The 16,849-nt window shown below is 71.1% G+C and carries 17 protein-coding genes; 8 read left to right on the top strand and 9 right to left on the bottom strand.

Annotated features, from left to right (window positions below):
* The first annotated feature begins 238 nt into the window (after positions 1–238).
* Positions 239–1,918: a hypothetical protein gene (locus tag ACFVYE_RS12600; protein ID WP_389605377.1), complete on the top strand. Its 1,680-nt coding sequence runs from the start codon at positions 239–241 to the stop codon at positions 1,916–1,918.
* 46 nt (positions 1,919–1,964) lie between these two features.
* Positions 1,965–2,366, top strand: a complete 402-nt coding sequence (locus ACFVYE_RS12605; protein ID WP_383959440.1) for an RNA-binding S4 domain-containing protein — start codon at positions 1,965–1,967, stop codon at positions 2,364–2,366.
* 121 nt (positions 2,367–2,487) lie between these two features.
* Here ACFVYE_RS12605 and ACFVYE_RS12610 read toward each other — a convergent pair whose 3' ends face one another.
* The 4 genes from ACFVYE_RS12610 to ACFVYE_RS12625 form a co-directional block, all read right to left on the bottom strand.
* The gene (locus tag ACFVYE_RS12610; protein ID WP_389605380.1) at positions 2,488–4,446 is read right to left on the bottom strand and encodes an FUSC family protein; all 1,959 of its coding nucleotides are present in this window, start codon (positions 4,444–4,446) and stop codon (positions 2,488–2,490) included.
* A gap of 22 nt (positions 4,447–4,468) precedes the next feature.
* Complete coding sequence (locus ACFVYE_RS12615) at positions 4,469–4,720, bottom strand: DUF2630 family protein (protein ID WP_383959436.1); 252 nt, start codon at positions 4,718–4,720, stop codon at positions 4,469–4,471.
* A gap of 36 nt (positions 4,721–4,756) precedes the next feature.
* Positions 4,757–5,704 carry an NADP-dependent oxidoreductase gene (locus tag ACFVYE_RS12620; RefSeq protein ID WP_383959435.1) on the bottom strand — a complete coding sequence of 316 codons (948 nt, stop codon included), beginning with the start codon at positions 5,702–5,704 and terminating at the stop codon, positions 4,757–4,759.
* Between the two features lie 89 nt (positions 5,705–5,793).
* The gene (locus tag ACFVYE_RS12625) at positions 5,794–6,690 is read right to left on the bottom strand and encodes a hypothetical protein (protein ID WP_389605382.1); all 897 of its coding nucleotides are present in this window, start codon (positions 6,688–6,690) and stop codon (positions 5,794–5,796) included.
* Positions 6,691–6,809: 119 nt separating this feature from the next.
* Here ACFVYE_RS12625 and ACFVYE_RS12630 point away from each other — a divergent pair, with 119 nt between their 5' ends.
* On the top strand, positions 6,810–7,220 hold the full coding sequence (locus tag ACFVYE_RS12630; protein ID WP_383959431.1) for a hypothetical protein: 411 nt from the start codon (positions 6,810–6,812) through the stop codon (positions 7,218–7,220).
* A 201-nt stretch (positions 7,221–7,421) separates the two neighbouring features.
* Here ACFVYE_RS12630 and ACFVYE_RS12635 read toward each other — a convergent pair whose 3' ends face one another.
* The 3 genes from ACFVYE_RS12635 to ACFVYE_RS12645 all read right to left on the bottom strand — a co-directional run bounded on the left by ACFVYE_RS12635 (position 7,422) and on the right by ACFVYE_RS12645 (position 9,720).
* On the bottom strand, positions 7,422–7,844 hold the full coding sequence (locus ACFVYE_RS12635) for a universal stress protein (RefSeq protein WP_327274239.1): 423 nt from the start codon (positions 7,842–7,844) through the stop codon (positions 7,422–7,424).
* A 119-nt stretch (positions 7,845–7,963) separates the two neighbouring features.
* Positions 7,964–8,617, bottom strand: coding sequence for an FMN reductase (locus tag ACFVYE_RS12640; RefSeq protein ID WP_383959472.1), 654 nt, complete (start codon positions 8,615–8,617; stop codon positions 7,964–7,966).
* A 14-nt stretch (positions 8,618–8,631) separates the two neighbouring features.
* Complete coding sequence (locus ACFVYE_RS12645) at positions 8,632–9,720, bottom strand: LLM class flavin-dependent oxidoreductase (RefSeq protein ID WP_383959429.1); 1,089 nt, start codon at positions 9,718–9,720, stop codon at positions 8,632–8,634.
* A gap of 165 nt (positions 9,721–9,885) precedes the next feature.
* Here ACFVYE_RS12645 and ACFVYE_RS12650 point away from each other — a divergent pair, with 165 nt between their 5' ends.
* The 5 genes from ACFVYE_RS12650 to trpS all read left to right on the top strand — a co-directional run bounded on the left by ACFVYE_RS12650 (position 9,886) and on the right by trpS (position 14,174).
* Positions 9,886–10,023 (top strand): DUF6126 family protein, encoded by a 138-nt coding sequence (locus ACFVYE_RS12650; protein WP_164495278.1) that lies wholly within the window; start codon positions 9,886–9,888, stop codon positions 10,021–10,023.
* Between the two features lie 24 nt (positions 10,024–10,047).
* The gene (locus ACFVYE_RS12655) at positions 10,048–11,601 is read left to right on the top strand and encodes a hypothetical protein (protein WP_389605385.1); all 1,554 of its coding nucleotides are present in this window, start codon (positions 10,048–10,050) and stop codon (positions 11,599–11,601) included.
* A gap of 236 nt (positions 11,602–11,837) precedes the next feature.
* Positions 11,838–12,248, top strand: a complete 411-nt coding sequence (locus ACFVYE_RS12660) for a VOC family protein (RefSeq protein ID WP_389605387.1) — start codon at positions 11,838–11,840, stop codon at positions 12,246–12,248.
* Positions 12,249–12,392: 144 nt separating this feature from the next.
* The gene (locus ACFVYE_RS12665) at positions 12,393–12,863 is read left to right on the top strand and encodes a GNAT family N-acetyltransferase (protein ID WP_383959425.1); all 471 of its coding nucleotides are present in this window, start codon (positions 12,393–12,395) and stop codon (positions 12,861–12,863) included.
* A 240-nt stretch (positions 12,864–13,103) separates the two neighbouring features.
* A complete protein-coding gene (gene trpS / locus ACFVYE_RS12670; RefSeq protein ID WP_383959423.1) occupies positions 13,104–14,174 on the top strand; it encodes a tryptophan--tRNA ligase in 1,071 nt (356 codons plus the stop codon).
* On the opposite strand, the gene ACFVYE_RS12675 is transcribed toward trpS, so the two are convergent.
* Both ACFVYE_RS12675 and ACFVYE_RS12680 read right to left on the bottom strand, forming a co-directional pair.
* Entirely contained in the window at positions 14,171–14,746 is a 576-nt protein-coding gene (locus tag ACFVYE_RS12675; RefSeq protein ID WP_389605390.1) for an exonuclease domain-containing protein, read from the bottom strand. The genes trpS and ACFVYE_RS12675 overlap by 4 nt on opposite strands.
* Before the next feature lie 79 nt (positions 14,747–14,825).
* Entirely contained in the window at positions 14,826–16,826 is a 2,001-nt protein-coding gene (locus tag ACFVYE_RS12680; protein WP_383959419.1) for an NAD-binding protein, read from the bottom strand.
* Positions 16,827–16,849 lie beyond the last annotated feature (23 nt).

Consider the following 16,849-nt stretch of genomic DNA (forward strand, 5'->3'; position numbering starts at 1 on the left):
TAAGGTTAGCGGCCGGATCCGGCCGTTCGGCGGTGCGGCCCGCCCGTGGGACAACTGAGCCGCAACCGAGCCCTGAGCGAGTCCTGTGCGCATGCCGTGCGGGCCTGATGTACTTCGTTCAAATGTGCCCATCTGGTCCCGAGTTGCCTTGTTAGCGTGAGCGGACGGTGTGTCTGACAAATGGTCAGGCGCACCGTTGTCTGTTTTATCCGCATGCGTTATCGAGAAGGGCTCTCACATGGGAAAACGATCCCGCAGAACACGTCTTGCGGCCTGTGCCGTGGCGGCGGGGGCGATGCTTTCCGGCCTCGCATCGGCAGCCGGTGCCACCGTCGCCCAGGCGGCCACCCCGTCGTCCGTGGCGTCGGCCGCGGACGATCCCGCACCGGGCCACGAGGGCATGCCGGACGACGGTTTCGACGACGAACCCGAAGGTGAGCAGGACGACTTCGCCGGAACCGGAGCGGGAACCGCCGCGGCCACGCCGAGCGCCGCCGCTCCTGCCGCCCCCGTCCCCGGCCGGGCCGCCGACTTCAAGTTGGCGAAGGGCACCGATATCTCCGCACTCGTCACCCGACTGGACGCCGCGCTGCCCAAGCAGGGCCTCACCGAGCTGATGGAACAGGCCAATCGGCCCGCCGGCTGGGAGGGGGCCTGCGGAACCGCCGGTATCTACGGTTCCGATCTGGCGGCCAACCACCGCGTCTGCTGGCAGAGCGACGACGCCACCTCCTCGGAGTGGGTACCCCAGGCCATCACCGGGGTCTCGGACGCGCAGGAGGACGAGGACTGGGGCACGTCGAACGCCGAGCCGATCGCCGTGGCCGGTTACGACGCGGAGAACCCGGGCCGCAGCGACCTCACCGCGGGCCGCGACAACTGCGTCCAGGACTCCGCATCGGATGCCTGCAACGAGAAGGGCATCCGGGTCAGCTTCTTCAACCAGGCCACCCAGATGTACCGCCATGTGCTGCTGGTCTGGCCGTACATGAACTCCAAGGACCACATCTCCTTCGACGCGCTGCACGCGCGCGAGGGCAAGTGCACCACCAGCGTGACGTCCTCCTGCGCGGCGCAGAACGGCATTCACGCCGGTGGCATGGTCTGGTACGGCAACTACCTGTACGTCGCCGACACCGCCAACGGCATGCGGGTCTTCGACCTGCGCAAGATCATGGACCTCAACCCGGACAACGACGCCGACGTCAACGACCCGACGCCGGACGGCCTGGTCAGCGACGTCCTGGACAAGAAGCGGGTCGGCAGGCAGAGCAACGTCTGGTATTCCTACGGCTACCGCTATGTCATGCCTCAGGTCGCCACGCTGAAGTTCACCACCGCGAAGAACGGCGGAACCACCAGCGGGAACCAGTGCTACGCCACCGGGCGCCCGAAGGCCTCGTACATCTCGCTGGACCGCACCGACACCGACCACATGGTTCTCGGTGAGTACTGCAACACCAACAACGGCGGCAGCAGCCCCGGCCGTGTCGGTACGTATCCGATGACCGAACTGGCGGCCGCGGTCGAGGGCGCGACCGGGACGGCCGCCGACGCCGACCTCGCCTACGGTCTGCCGACCGGAGCCACCTTCAACGGTGAGGATCTGTGGCACAAGATCCAGGGCGTCACGCGGTACGAGGGCAAGTGGTACTTCCACCGCAGCAACGGCTACGACAACGGCCGGCTGCTCCAGGCCACGCCGGGGACGGTCGACGGAACCAGCGGGCTCGTCGGCAACGCCAAGACCCTGGAGTCGGCGTTCGGGCCCGAGGACCTCTACCTCGCGCACGGGCGCGGTGACGGATTCCCGCCGCAGCTCTGGTCGCTGAGCGAGCATGCGCCGAGCAAGTGCGGGGCCTGCAAGCGTGAGGTGTACAGCTACAACATGGCGGAGGTGATCAGCGACTTCGGCTGATCCGCATGACCTGACCGGACGCGCATGCCGCACTAGAGTCGGTTGCATGGTTTCCGGTGAGGCGCCGCAGGCGGAGGGAAGCGTTCGGGTCGACGTCTGGATCTGGTCGGTCCGGCTGACGAAGACCCGTTCGCAGGCCGCTGCCGCCTGCCGCGCGGGACATGTGAAGGTCGCCGGCGAGCGCGCCAAGCCCGCCCAGGCGTTGCACGTCGGCGACGAGGTACGGCTCCGGCACGCGGGCCGGGACCGGATCGTCGTCGTGTCGAAGATCGTGAAGAAGAGGGTCGGCCCTCCGGTGGCGGCGGAGTGCTTCATCGACAACAGCCCGCCTCCGCCGCCGCGCGAGGTGGCGATCCAGGTTCCGGTACGGGACCGGGGCGCGGGGCGGCCGACGAAGCGGGACCGGCGGGAGATGGAGCGGTTGCGAGGGGCCGGGCCCACGGGGTGACCCGGTGACCGGGGCCGTCCGGTGGCCGTTTGTCCTCAGGCACGGACGGGCTGAAAAGACTGTCCTCAATCGCCGGGCGGGCTTGATGGTGCGCCTCGGACGGGCCCGTGGGTGAGCGCCGTCACGGCTGTGGCGAGGCGATCGCCCTCGCCGCCGCCACCTCCTGGCGCAGCGGAGCCAGCACCCCCTCCTCGTCGCCCGGCAGTTCGGCGCGTACGCCGACCAGGGTCTCGCTCGCACGTATCCCGTCCGCCAGTTCCCGCAGCTGCTGCTGGATCTCGGCCACCTCCGCGGCGGGCGGTTCCGGTGCTCCGTGGTTGACGCGGACCCGGGCCGCCGTCGTCGCGTCCACGATGCGTTCGACCGCGACGACCAGTGGCCACCACGCGGCGGCGCGGGTGCCGACCGGGGGCGGTTCCGTCAGGGCGCGCTGGAATTCGGAACGTATGACGGACAGGTCGCGGTAGATACGGCGCCGGGCCCGCACCCGTTCCGCCCGGTCGCCGGAGCCGCCCGGCTCGAACGCGTACGTCACATAGCCGGCGATGTCCGTCACCGCGTCCGCGAGCCGGTGGCCGACCCGGACGTGCCAGCTCTCCGGCCACAGCAGATAGCCCGCCACCAGCACGATGCCGCAGCCGATCAGGCTGTCCAGGAAGCGCGGCCAGACCAGCTGGACGCCCTGGTGGTTCAGCAGGTCGGACAGGAGCAGGATGACCGGGGTGATGGCCGCGGTCTGGAACGCGTACCCCTTCGCCGTGAGCGCCGGGATCAGGGCGGCGAGCATCACCATCACCGGCACGTCCCACCAGCCGATCGGTACCGCGGCGAGCACCGGCGCGGCGATCACGAGACCGGCCGCCGTGCCCACCGAGCGCAGGACGGCCCGCGAGAACACCGAGCCGAAGTCCGGCTTCAGGACGAACGTGACGGTCAGCGCGACCCAGTAGGAGCGCTCCACCGGGACCAGCGAGGTCAGTGCCTGGGCCAGGCCGATGCAGAGGGCGAGGCGCAGTCCGTACCGCCACGAGGGCCCGGACAGCAGCACGTCGCGCGTTGTCCGCCGGATCCGCACTCCGAGCGCGGCGGGGCGTCCGAGCCGGTCGTCCACGTTGTACGGATCGGGGTCGGCCTTGTGCACGACGGCCGCGGCGTGCCGCAGAGCGCTGTCCACCGCCCGGGTGGCGGGTGAGTCCGGGGCGGGCAGGCCGGGTTCGGCGCCACCGGTGCGGCTCTCCTCGACGGCGGCGGCCAGTTCACGTACCGCCGCCGGGATCTCGTCCGGGAGCGGGCGCCGCCGGACATGTACCGCGGGCGCCGCCTCGACGAGCGGGATGACGACATTGAGCTGGGCGAGCAGCCGCACACCGGCGTTGCTGCGGCCGTGGTAGCGGGCCCGGCGGGCCAGGATCAGGTCGTATGAGGTGTTGAGGGACTGGGTGACGGCGTGCCGCTGCTCCTCGTACGCATCGGTGCCCGCGGCGGCGAGCATGTCGGCGACCGCGAGGTAGGTGCCCGCGACCGCGACCCGTTCCGGCAGTTTCCGCCGCAGCGGCCACGCCAGCAGCGACATGGTGAGGACGATCAGGCCGCCGACCGTCAGCAGCAGCGGCGCCACCCACCAGGGGTTCGGCATCGGGAGCCCGGCGCCGACCACAGCGTTGAGCAGGAGCAGCAGCCCGGACACGGAGGCGATGGCGCCGATCGTCGACATCATTCCGGAGACCAGACCGACGAGGGTCAGCGCGGCGACGGCCGCCCAGCCGGTCCCGAACACCAGCGTGCCGAGCAGGATGCCGAGCGCGCCGAAGAGCTGCGGTACGGCGATGTTGAGGATGCGCATCCGGTACGCGTCGGCGGTGTCGCCGATGACGCCGGAGAGCGCGCCCATGGAGACGAGTGCGCCGTACGCGGGCCGGTCCAGCGCGAAGCCGACGGCGAGCGGTGCGGCCAGGGCGACGGAGGCGCGGACGACCGCGGCCCAGGGGATGGGGGTGGACGACTGGGGGCGAAGTCCGCTCAGCAGCCAGGGCGGTGGTGCGGCACGCCTGCGTCCGGATTCCGCCTCCGTGTCGGTCAACGCGTCCCCCTGTGTCGTGTGTTCAGCCCCAGTAGCCCTCGACCTCGTCGGCCGGCCGGACCTTCGCCCCGGACGGGTCCTCGCCGAACTCACTGAGGGCGCGGCGCTGGCGCAACAGGTCCCAGCACTGGTCGAGCCGGACCTCCACCGTACGCAGGCGGGACTTCTCGTCCTCGGTGAGGCCCATGTCCTCGGTGGAGCGGTTGCGCAGGTCCCGTTCCTCGGAGATGAGTCCGCCGATGTTGTCGATGATGTCGCGTTCCTGGTCGTCCATGACGCCTCCTTCGGGTCTCGCGCGCGGGGCGTGGGATCAGAGCACGATGACCGTCTTGCCGCGTGCGCCGCCCGTCCGGTTCCGGTCGAGGGCCTGCGGGGCCTTCTCCAGCGGGAGTTCGATGTCGATGGGCACGCGCAGTACGCCCTCGGCGGCTCCCTCGGCCAGGACGTCGAGCAGGACCGGGGTGGGTTCGAGCCGGAAGTCGATGCCGGTCACGTCCGCGGGGAGGGCGGCTGCGGCGGCGACGCCCCGCGTGGTGAGGGCGATCCCGCCGCCGCGTACCAGCGCGGCACGGGCGGCGAAGGCGTCGGGGGTGGTGGAGACCAGGTCGACGAGTGCGTCGACGCCGTCCGGGCAGGTCTCCCGTACCGCCGCTTCGAGGGGGCGGTCCGTGGTGTCGATCGTGACGGTGGCGCCCAGGGCCGCCATCCGCTTGCGTTCGTCGCCGCGCACGGCCGCGAGCACGCGTACGTCGCGGGCCGACGCGAGCTGGGTCAGATAGCTGCCGACGCCGCCCGCCGCCCCGATGACCAGCAGGCTCTCGTGGCCGCGGAGCACGGCGATCTCCAGGATCTCGGCGGCCGTCATCCCGGCGGACGGCAGCGCCGCCGCGGTCCGGAGGGGAAGGCCGTCCGGGACGAGGGTGATGGCGGAGTCCTGCGGTACGGACACGTAGTCGCAGTAGGTTCCGGCTCCGGACGCAGACGCGGCCACCCGGCCGAAGACCTGGTCGCCGACCCGGAAACGGTTCCCGCCGCTGCCGATCATGTCCACCCGGCCGGCGAAGTCCACGCCGACGACCAGCGGGAACACACGCGGGGCGGGTCCGTCGTCCAGGGAGCCCTGTGCGGCCTGCCAGTCGCACGGGTTGAGTGCGGCGTACTCGATCCTGACCCGTACCTCACCGGCTTCCGGCTCGGGCTTGGGTATCTCGACCAGTGCGGGGTCGGCCCGGAATGCGCTGACGGCTATGGCTCGCATATGGAAGACCTCTCAGTCGTCCCCGATCCGGCAGTCACGTCAACCACTCTTCCCCGGCCCGCCCGCCGCCGCACGTCGAACCAGGTCCGCTACGGACGCTGCCCGCAGGCGTGCACTCTGCGCGCCGCCCACAGCCGCCCGAGCACCGCGCACAGCGCCACCGCCAGCCCCGTGGCGAACACGATCCACACCGTCGTGCGCAGCGAACTCGTCAGCGCGTCGTACACCGCCGCCACACTGCCCGTCTCGCCGTCCGGCACCTCGGACAGCACCCGGTCGCGGGCGACCGCGATCACCGCGCGCAGCACGAGTGCCCCCAGCGCGAAACCGAACCCGGCCACTGCCACGGCCGAGAGCGCGGCGAGCGCGGAGCGCCCGCGCCCCGGTCCACCGCGCACCCAGGCCACGACCACGGTCAGGACGGCGAACACGACCGTGCCCACGGCGGGCCAAATGCTGCCGGCCCGCAGCCACCGGAAGGTCTGGCGCAGCTGGTCGGCGCCGTCGGCGGAGACGATCGTGATGTCGGTGTGCTGGACGGGGATCCGGTCGGCGAACGGCACCCCGTTCGCTTCCAGGTTCTGTTTGATCCGCTCGGTCACGGGCGCCAGATCAATGATCACGGCCTCGCCGGTGGTGCCGTTCAGCGCGGCGGTGACGGCCTTGTGGGCGGTGCGGTTGGCGGCGTTCCACGCGGCCTGGAAGGCGTCGGTGGTGGTGAAGGACATCACCGCCCCGTGCAGGAAGTCCCGCACGGTGCTCTGGAGCGGCCCGGCGTCGATCTGCGTCATCGTCGCGTCGGTGATGAGGTCGCCGACAGTGCTCCGCACCTCGGGGTCGGAAGCGAGCGGGGCCACCGCGGCGACGTAACGGTCCGTGTTGTCGATCTCCAGATCCACCCAGGCGGAGAGTGCGCTCAGCGGGACGAGCACGGCGAGCAGCACCGGCACCACCACCGCCAGAGCCACCGAGAGATACGTCCGCACCTCTCCAGGGAATCGCGTACGGGAGCGGCGCGCCCCGGGCCCTGCGCCATCCGAGTTGCCGGGCGGCGCGGCCGGGTGTGCTCTGGAGGGAAAAGGGGCGACGGAAGGAGTTCTCCGCCATGGCCACTCATGCAGCGATGCCGGCCCGTGGACGGGCCGGGGCCGGGTCAAGCGAACGTCGGCACAGCGCGCTCGCCTGGGCCATTCCCGTCACGCTGGGTGCGGCGTACGGCCTCTACGCCTCGTTCATCCTCCGCAACAACGGCGCGAGCGGCGGCCGGCAGTTCTGGTACGGCCTGATCTGTGCGGTGGTGCTCGCCGCTCTCTGCTTCGCGCTGGGCCGGATCCAGCACACCATGATGCCCCTGGTGCGTGCGGTGGCGTACGGCGCGCTGACGGCTGCGGCGATCGGCCTGCTGGTCGGGCTGACCGATTCGAGCGTGCTGCGGTCCTCGGCGCTGGGACTGGCGGTCGGCCTCGGGATGTTCATCACCACCTTCTACATCTTCTACACGCGAGAGAAGACGTGAGCGCGTCTCCCGTCGCATCCTTGGACCTTCTCCGTGGGGGAAGCCTCGGCATCATCGGTGCCGGGGCTTCTCCCTCGGCATGAGCAGGTACGGGGGCGCGCCCGGCTGTGCCGGCTGCTCCCGCACCGGGTGGGGCAGCGCCGACATGAGGACGGGCCCGCACAGGGCGCGGGCCCGTCCTCATCTGCCACGCGGTTGCGGTCAGTCGCGCACGACCGTCACCGGGCACGGTGCGTGCTGGGTGACATGGAGGCTGACCGAGCCGAGCAGGGTCGCCTTGAAGCCGCTGTAGCCACGAGCTCCGACGACCAGCAGGTTCGCGCCCTTGGCGCGTTCCAGCAGGGACTGGGCCGGGTTGCCGATCACCACGACCTTGCTGACCGCCGCCGCGCCCTCGGCGCCCAGAGCCTCCTCCAGTGCCTCGGTGAGGGACACGGTCGCCACCGCCTGCGGGTCGAAGTCCTCCGGCATGCCCGGCATCATGGACGCCCAGCTGGTCGCGGGGTACTCCCAGCTGTTGACGGCCTCCACCGTGTCACCGGTCAGTTCCGCCTGGCGTACGGCCCAGTGCAGTGCCTTGATCGACGACTCGGAGCCGTCAACGCCCACCACGATCCTGCCCATCTCTGCCTCCAGCTCGTTTCGGCTCAGTGCGCAGAGGCGTCGCGCGAGAAGATCTCGCACGACGCATCTTTCGGTCCAACTCTAATCAAACCGGACAGGGCTTCGAGTGGCGGGTCCTCTCAGTCCAGCCGGAGGTCGGCGAGTTGCTGCTCGAACGGCACGACCTCGTCGTCGAGCCCGAGCGCCCTCGATGCCCCGGAGGCTGCCCGGCCGCCCGCGATCATGGTCGCGAGCTCGCCGCCCGCACGCCGGATGCGGGACGGCAGGCCGTCGGTGTACTCGTCGCCGGACGAGCCCCAGTCCTCCGATGCCGCGTACACGGAGGTCGGCACGACGGTGGCCCGCAGGTAGGCGAAGAGCGGACGCATCGCGTGTTCCAGGACGAGGGAGTGGCGGGCGGTGCCGCCCGTCGCCGCGATGACGACGGGCTTGCCGGTCAGCGCCGTGTTGTCGATCAGGTCGAAGAACGACTTGAACAGTCCGCTGTACGAGGCGGTGAAGACGGGCGAGACGGCGATCAGGCCGTCCGCCTCCGTCACCTCCTTGATCGCCTCGTCCAGGGTGCTGGGCGGGAACCCGGTGACCAGGTGGTTGGCGATGTCGACGGCCAGGTCGCGCAGATCGATCACCCGGACCTCGACCGTGCGGTCCTGCTCGGCCATCAGGCGCTCGCGGGCGGCGCCGGCCAGCCGCTCGGCCAGCAGCCGGGTCGAGGACGGCCGGCTGAGCCCGGCCGATACGGCGACGATCTTCAGGGGCTCGGTGGCGAACACGGTGGTCACGGTGGTCAGGCCTCCTTCGTGGCCGTACGGGCGGCGACGGCCGGGTGTACGGGGGCGGAGTCCGGGACTCCGGACGGCCGCAGGTTGGCGAATTCCTTGCGCAGCACCGGGACGACCTCCTCGCCGAGGATGTCGAGCTGCTCCAGGACCGTCTTCAGCGGCAGCCCCGCGTGGTCCATCAGGAACAGCTGGCGCTGGTAGTCGCCGACAGCATCCCGGAAGGACAGGGTCCGTTCGATGACCTCCTGCGGGGAGCCGACGGTCAGCGGGGTCTGCCGGGAGAAGTCCTCCAGGGAAGGGCCGTGCCCGTAGACCGGCGCGTTGTCGAAGTACGGGCGGAACTCCCGTACCGCGTCCTGCGAGTTCTTCCGCATGAACACCTGGCCGCCGAGGCCGACGATGGCCTGCTCGGCGGTGCCGTGCCCGTAGTGCGCGTACCGCTGCCGGTAGAGGTTCACCATCTTCTGGGTGTGCTCGATGGGCCAGAAGATGTTGTTGTGGAAGAACCCGTCCCCGTAGTAAGCGGCCTGCTCGGCGATCTCCGGGGAGCGGATGGAGCCGTGCCAGACGAACGGCGGGACGCCGTCCAGCGGGCGCGGGGTCGCGGTGAAGGACTGCAGCGGCGTACGGAACTTGCCCTCCCAGTCGACGACGTCCTCACGCCACAGCTTGTGCAGCAGGGCGTAGTTCTCGATGGCGAGCGGGATGCCCTGGCGGATGTCCTTGCCGAACCAGGGGTAGACCGGTCCGGTGTTGCCGCGGCCCATCATCAGGTCGACGCGGCCGTCCGCGAGGTGCTGCAGCGTCGCGTAGTCCTCGGCGATCTTCACCGGGTCGTTGGTGGTGATCAGCGTCGTGGACGTGGACAGGATGATGTGGTCGGTGCGGGCGGCGATGTAGCCGAGCGTGGTCGTCGGCGAGGACGGGACGAACGGCGGGTTGTGGTGCTCACCGGTCGCGAAGACGTCCAGGCCGACCTCCTCGGCCTTCTGCGCGATGGCGATGGTGGCCTTGATCCGCTCGTGCTCGCTCGGTGTCCTGCCGGTCGTCGGGTCGGTGGTGACGTCTCCGACGGTGAAGATCCCGAACTCCATGGCGCCCGCCTCCAGAACTGTTGTTGTTGAATGTTGAACTATATAGGCACACCCTACAACGGAGTACCCCCCTGACCTATTCCGCCCGGGGAGGGACTGGGGCCGTGCGTACCCTGGAGAGGTTGCGGAGGCCGGGCGCGCCTCTGTCGGACGGAGGCGGGGCCCGTGAGCGAGGGCAGCGAGAGCGAGCGCTGGAAGGAGCGCGGCGTAGCGCTGCGCGTCTTCGTGTACGTCTTCGCCACGCACCTCTTCGCGGGCTTCATCTGGATCCTCTTCTACGTGGGCGAGCACGCCAAGAAGTGAAGTGAGCGGGGCGGGGTGGGAGACATGGACGGCACCACACGGGCGCGCCTGGACGCAGCGCTCGCGGCGGACGACATCTGGAGCGCTCTCTTTGCGCTGACCGAGGAGGCGCCGGCCGATCTGCCCGCCGCCGTCGAGGCGCGCTACGGCCAGGCGTCGAAGGATGAGCGGCGTCACCTCTCGTGGCTGCTCTGGTGTGCCGGCGAACGGGGCGATCCGGCGCTCCTGCGCCTGCTGGGGGTGAGCGGCGGCGACAGCGCGGAGGATCTGCTGCGCACGGCGGTGCATCGGCAACTCCAGCTTCCGGAAGCCGAGTTGAACCGACTCGCCAAGGAACTCGGCGCGGTGGAACCCCTTGTGGACGCGATGGGCCTGTCGCGCGACCCAGGCTTCGCACCGTTCCTCGGAGCCCTGCTGAGCCACCAGACCCTCGGCGGGCGCGCGGCCCTGGCGCTGGGGCGGCTCGGGGCGCGGGAGTGGACGATCCCGATCGCGCGACGGCTGCCCGGTCTGACGGGACTGGAGCACGGCGCCTTCGTCGTGGCCCTGGAACTGCTGGACGACCCCGCGGCGATACCCCATCTCCTGCGGGAGCTGGAGGAGAAGCGGGCCCCGGCGGGCGATGTGCACCACGCCCTGGTCGCCCTGACGGGCCAGGACCCGCTGCTGCCCCTGGCTCCCCCGAACGGTAACTGCAGCGAGTTCTTGCACCGCGTCTGGTCCGAGCGCCGAATCGACAGCCGGTACCCGCCGGCGGTGGGTCCCGTCACGCCGTATTCCCCGCGCCACGCACGCTTCATCCTCGACGACGGCCGGGGCCGGATCCGAATCGACTACGACCCGCCCACGCCCGGCTCGTCCTGGCCCCGCTGGGACAAATCCCTCCGTATCGACGGGGAGCCGGTCTACCACGTCGGATCGGACTGCGACACCTGCGAGACGACGATGTCCCTCCTCGGCTGGCCGCCCCGGGCGGCCCGGAAGCGTGCGAACCGCCTGCGCACCGCACTGGCCGACATCGACGACCTGGGAGCCGGCGTCCTCGACGCGGCCGCTCCCCTCATCGAGGAGCTCCCGACCGGCCACTACCGCGCCCACCTGGCCGACCTCGCCCTGGAGCGGGTGAGCGACCCGGAGGCGTCGTGGTGGGCCCGGCGCCACGAGCTGCGCGTGGACGCCGAGCAGTACAGCGGGGACGCTCTCGACGACTGGCCGGGCACCGACCACTTCCAGCTGCGCGACCGCATCCCCGGCGAGACCCCGACGTACGGCGTGCTGCTCCCGTCCCAGCCACTGGACGCGCCCGACGCGGAGACGGTGGCCCGGTACACCTCGGCGATCGCGGCAGGCCGCCGCCCCGCCGCCCTGGCCCTCGCCTGGGTCGAGGACGTCTGCGTCCAGGCCGAGCACGACGAGCGCTTCCTGGTCGCCGCGATCCTGGACGGCCACCACAAGCTCGCCGCCTACGCGGAGTCCGGCATACCGGCGAGGGTCCTGCTCCTGTCGAGGGCGGAGGACAACCGGGGCCCGGAGGAGGGGTGGAGCGTGGCGTTCGGCGAGGTGATGGGGCGGCTGTAGGGGCGGCGGCCAACCCTGAGCAGTGCGAGGGGGTCTTCGTTCGACGTGACACTCAGGGGCATGTTCGACACGTTCAGGAATGACCGCATCGGTGCCCCGGAGGGGGCGTAGGTCTTCCGCCGCAGGAGATCGGTCGCGGGGACCAGGAAGCTGTGCCGATGCGGGCGAGGGGGCCGGATGCCTACGCTGCGGACTCGGTGCGCAGACGGGCGCCCGCTGTCAGGGAGGAGCTCCCCGTGCCGTTCACCGGCCAGAGCCATGTTCGTCTTGCCCGGCCGTCCCGCGATCTCGCCGCAGCCGAGCGGTTCTGGTCCGGGGGACTCGGGCTCAAGGTCCTTTTCCGAGCCGGAGCGGGCCGGAACCCCGGGGCGCACGATCTGCTCATGGTGGGGCACCCGGACGCGTCCTGGCACCTGGAGCTTGTCCACGGCGGCGACCACCCCGCCGAACCCCGCCCCACCGAGGAGGACCTGCTCATCCTCTACCTCGACGAATCCGTGCCCCAGGAACTGGTGGACCGGCTGGAGGAGCACGGGGGACGGCGGATCCTGTCGCCGAATCCGTACTGGAACGAGTGGGGCGTCACCATCGAGGACCCGGACGGCTACCGCCTCGTCCTCTGTGCCCGTGGCTGGTCCAACTCCTGAGACATCGATGCGGCCTGCCGCGTCCGCGTCGGTTGCCGCGCTCCTGCTCCGGCTGCGCGCCCGAGCCGAGCACACCCGCTTTCCGCTGGACGACCCGGCAACCAGCACCGAAATCCGCTTGATCCACTGCCTTGTCGTTCCCCCATGACGACCACGCTGCGCCTGGAGAAGATCACCACAGCCAACTTCGATGCCGCGATCGCACTGAAGGTGCGTCCGGACCAGGAGCATCTGGTGGCTCCGGTTGTCAGGTCACTGGCCGAAGCGTATGTGCACCCGGGTACGGCCTGGCCCCGGCTCATCCTCGACGGCGATCGGCCCGTCGGGTTCCTGATGGCCTTTCTCGACATCGACTTCGCCGGCGACGGCACGCGCACCGACGTGCGCTCCGGCCTTTTGCGGTTGAACATCGCAGCCGGAGAACAAGGCCGTGGATACGGTCGCTTCGCAGTCCGATCCGTGGCCGAAGAGATCCGCCGCCGCGGGGGCACCCGCATGGCAGTCGGCTGGGTCCCGGGCGAAGACGGTCCGGAAGGCTTCTGCCTGGGGCTCGGATTCCGGCCGACCGGGGAAATGGACGGAGACGAGCGAGTCGGCGAACTCGACCTGACCTGAATCCTGATCCGTCGGAGAGGGCCGTGACCGTAGGGCCGGGGCGCGCTACCATCGGCGCATGACCTCCGTACCGTGCCGAAACCGGTGGCGCTCCTTCTAGGAGCGGCCGCCTCGTCTGCACGGAACCAGGGCCGTTCGAAATGGACGGCCCTTTTTCTCTGCCCTCGTACGGGCACGGATTCCGGTGACCACGGCGGGCCGTCCTCCACGCAACCAGCACTCGCGAGGAGAGAGCCCCCGATGACCACAGCCATCGACACCATCGTCCCCGTCGCTGCCGCACCCGCCCGGCGCCGCAGTGCCGAGCTGGAGCGGCTGATTCAGCAGACCCCCGGCCGGTTCCGGGTGATGACCGGGGACCGGCCCACCGGGCCGCTGCACCTCGGGCACTACTTCGGCACCCTCCACAACCGTGTCCGGCTCCAGGAGCTGGGTGTGGACGTCTTTGTGATCATCGCCGACTACCAGGTGCTCACCGACCGGGACGTCGCCGACCGGCTCACCGAGCACATGGAGGCGATGCTGCTGGACTACCTCGCCATCGGGATCGACCCGGCACGCTCGACGGTCTTCAACCACAGTGCCGTGCCCGCGCTCAACCAGCTGATGCTGCCCTTCCTCAGCCTCGTCTCCGTCGCCGAGCTGAACCGCAACCCCACCGTCAAGGACGAGATCGCGCACTCCCGGCAGTCCGCCGTCAGCGGACTGATGTTCACGTATCCCGTGCACCAGGCCGCCGACATCCTGTTCTGCAAGGGCAACCTCGTCCCTGTCGGGCAGGACCAGCTGCCGCACCTGGAAGTGACCCGGACCGTCGCCCGCCGCTTCAACGAGCGGTACGGGGTGGTCTTCCCGGAGCCGGACGCGCTGCTCTCCGCCGCGCCGCTCCTGCTCGGTACCGACGGCACCAAGATGAGCAAGAGCCGGGGCAATTCCATCGCGCTCGGCGCCACCGCCGACGAGACGGCGCGCCTGATCCGCGGGGCCAAGACGGATGCCGAGCGGCACATCACGTACGACCCGGAGACCCGGCCCGGGGTGTCCTCGCTCGTGTTGCTGGCGGCGCTCTGTCTGGACCGCGATCCGCACGCCGTGGCCGAGGAGATCGGCGGCGGGGGTGCGGCCGCCCTCAAACGGACGGTGACCGATGCCGTCAACGGCCGGATGGCACCGATCCGGGCCCGGCGCGCCGAGTACGCGCAGGACATGGCGTACGTACGGTCGGTGCTCCGGGCCGGCAACGAGCGCGCCAATGAGATCGCCGAGGCGACGCTGGACGAGGTGCGGGGGGTGATGGGCGGCGGGCTCTAGCCCCAGGTGGCGGGTTCCGGCCAGGCGCCCCGTGCGGCCACCTCCAGGACCAGTGCCGCGATGTTCCAGGCGTCGTCCGCGCCGCTGTGGTGGCGGCCCTCCAGGGGGAGGCCCGCCACCTTCAGGGCCTGAGCCATGCCGGGGCGCTTGCGCAGGTCGTAGGCGGAGGTGAAGGGGAGCTTGGCGTTGGTGTGGCGGTGGCCGAACGGATAGCGGGTTCCGGTCGCCCGGCACTGGCGGGTGAACTGGTTGCGGTCGTAGTCGCCCCAGCTGGCCCAGGGGCGGATGCCCGACCCGTGCTCGGACGCCAGCAGGCGGCAGGCTTCGGCGAAGGACACGCCCGTGTCCACCTCGGCCCGGGTGAGGCCGGTCAGCTCGGTGCAGAAGGCGCTGACCGTGGACCGGGCGGGCCGGACCAGGATCCGGTGGCGGGCGACCCGCTCGGCCGCGTGCAGGTCGACGACCGTCAGACCGATCTCGATGATCTCGCTCACCGCACCGGGCGGTGGCTGCCCGTCCCAGCACGTCGCCTCGATGTCGATCACGTTCAGGAGTTCGGGGGCCGTGTCCATGGGGGCAGGGTAGGGAGCGGGGCGCGTGCCGGGCATCCGGGTTTCGGTGTCCACCGGCCACGGACCGCCTCCCGCCCCACTACATTCTCGGGGCCACCGGGCTCCGCCTGCGGAGCAGTTCGGCCAGGCCCCGCCGCGTCGCCGCGATCACCACGCGGTCCTCGGGGCGCAGTACGTACCCGGGGTGCAGGTCCCAGACCAGGCCCGACGGGCGGTCCGGGGAGGCGGGGGTGGGTGCGGCCAGGTCCGGGCGGCGGTGTTCCGGCGGGGTGGCGTCCAGGGCGAGGACCCGCCAGGCGCCCGCCCGGAACGCCTGCTCCACCGTGCGGCCCTCCAGCTGCCGGTGCCCCGCCACCTCGACCGCCGCGAACAGCATCACCTTCCGCTCGACCGGGATCGCGCCCAGGATCTGCCGGCCCATCATGGCGACCGCGAAGGACGGAGCGGCCAGGTGGGAGACGGATCGGGAGCGGGTCAGGGCCTGCGGGTGGGCGGTGCGCAGGGTGCGGTAGACGGCGGTGGCGAACTCGTCGTCGAACAGGCGCAGGGCCACACGCAGGTCCGGCTTGACCGAGCGGGCGTACAGCGCGGCCTCCAGATTGGTGGTGTCCGCGCTGGTCAGGGCGAGAAGTGCGCGGGAGCGCTGGATCTTCGCCGCCTCCAGCACGCCCTCCTGCGTGACGTCACCGAGGACCACCGGTACGTGCAGCCGCCGGGCCACCGGGATTCCGCGCGCGTCCGGGTCCTCCTCCACGCACACCACGGGAATGCCGAGCTCGCGCAGCCGGACGAGGACCCGCGTACCGATCTTGCCGAGGCCGAGCAGCACCACATGGCCGGACAGGCCCCGTGGCGGCCGACGCAGGGACGAGGCCGTACGGAGCGATCCGAAGGCCTCCAGCACACCCGCCACGAGCAGCGGCAGCAGCATCAACCCGGCCACGCCCGACAGGAGTTGGATCACCTGACGGGCCAGCGGGTCACCGGTCGCCGGGTCGCCCATCGCGAACAGGTCCAGCAGCGTCAGATAAGCGGCGTGCATCGGATCGTCGCCGGTGGTGAGCGTGGAGGCGACGGCGAGGCCCAGCACGGCCAGGCCGACACCCAGCGCCGACCAGCGCAGCCGCCGTGAGAAGAACTGGCTGAGCGGTGCGCCCCTGCCGCCCATCCGGGGCGGCGGACCGGCCGGTCCCGCCCGGCTGACCGCCTCCAGCACGACCGTGCCACGCCCCGTCGCGGCGGCCACCTGCCGTTCGTCGGGCAGGAGTTGAGGGCCTTCCTCGCCGCTGCTGTCGGAGCCTTCGGCGCCCGCCGGGTCATGGGTGGTGGAGGAGAGCAGCGCGAGGGTGCACAGGCCGGGGTCGGCGATCCGGCCGTCCTCGGGCGGGGTGCGTTCGGCGGCGCGCAGCAGCAGGCCCTCCGCCTGGATGACCTTGCTGGAGCCGGTGACGGCGGTCGCCGCGAGGGCGGGCGCGGCGGTGTCGGCGTCGGAGAGGACGGTGGTCGATGCGTCCAGCGCGCTCGGGTCCAGGCCGGGTGCGGTAACGGCGGCGGCCTGGTCGAGCAGGGTCTCCAGATACTGGCCCAGCTTGCGGTTGTAGAGCCGGATGACCAGCCGGACACGGGGGTTGAGACGGCGGGCGGTCAGCGCGGCGCGGATGTTGCGCTCGTCGTCGTCATAGACCAGGGCCAGTGCGGCGGCCGATTCGACGCCCGCCTCCTCGAAGGCCTCGTCGGACGGCTCCGGTGCCTCCAGGATGCGTACCGCCTCGACCCCGGCGTTGGTGTCGCCGTTCCCGGGAGCACCCGCGGACCCGTTCCCGCCGTTCCCGCCGTTGCGGTTCATCGCCTGCGACATCCGGCCGAACAGCGCCGCCGCCCGGCCCCGACCGGTCAGCGGCAGCTCCGGCCGGTGCGCGTCGCGCCCCGGCGGCAGTACGAGGGTGACCCGCTCCCCGTACACATAGCGCAGCTCCACGGCGAGCCGCTGGGCCAGTGCGTCGTCACCGCAGACGACCATGTGCCCGCTGAACGGGGTGCGTTGGGGCTGCTGGGGAAGTGTAGACACGGGACCCAGCATGCCTTGCTCCTCTCCGTCGTACC

This window comes from Streptomyces sp. NPDC058239 (genome assembly GCF_042882185.1).
GTDB lineage: Bacteria > Actinomycetota > Actinomycetes > Streptomycetales > Streptomycetaceae > Streptomyces.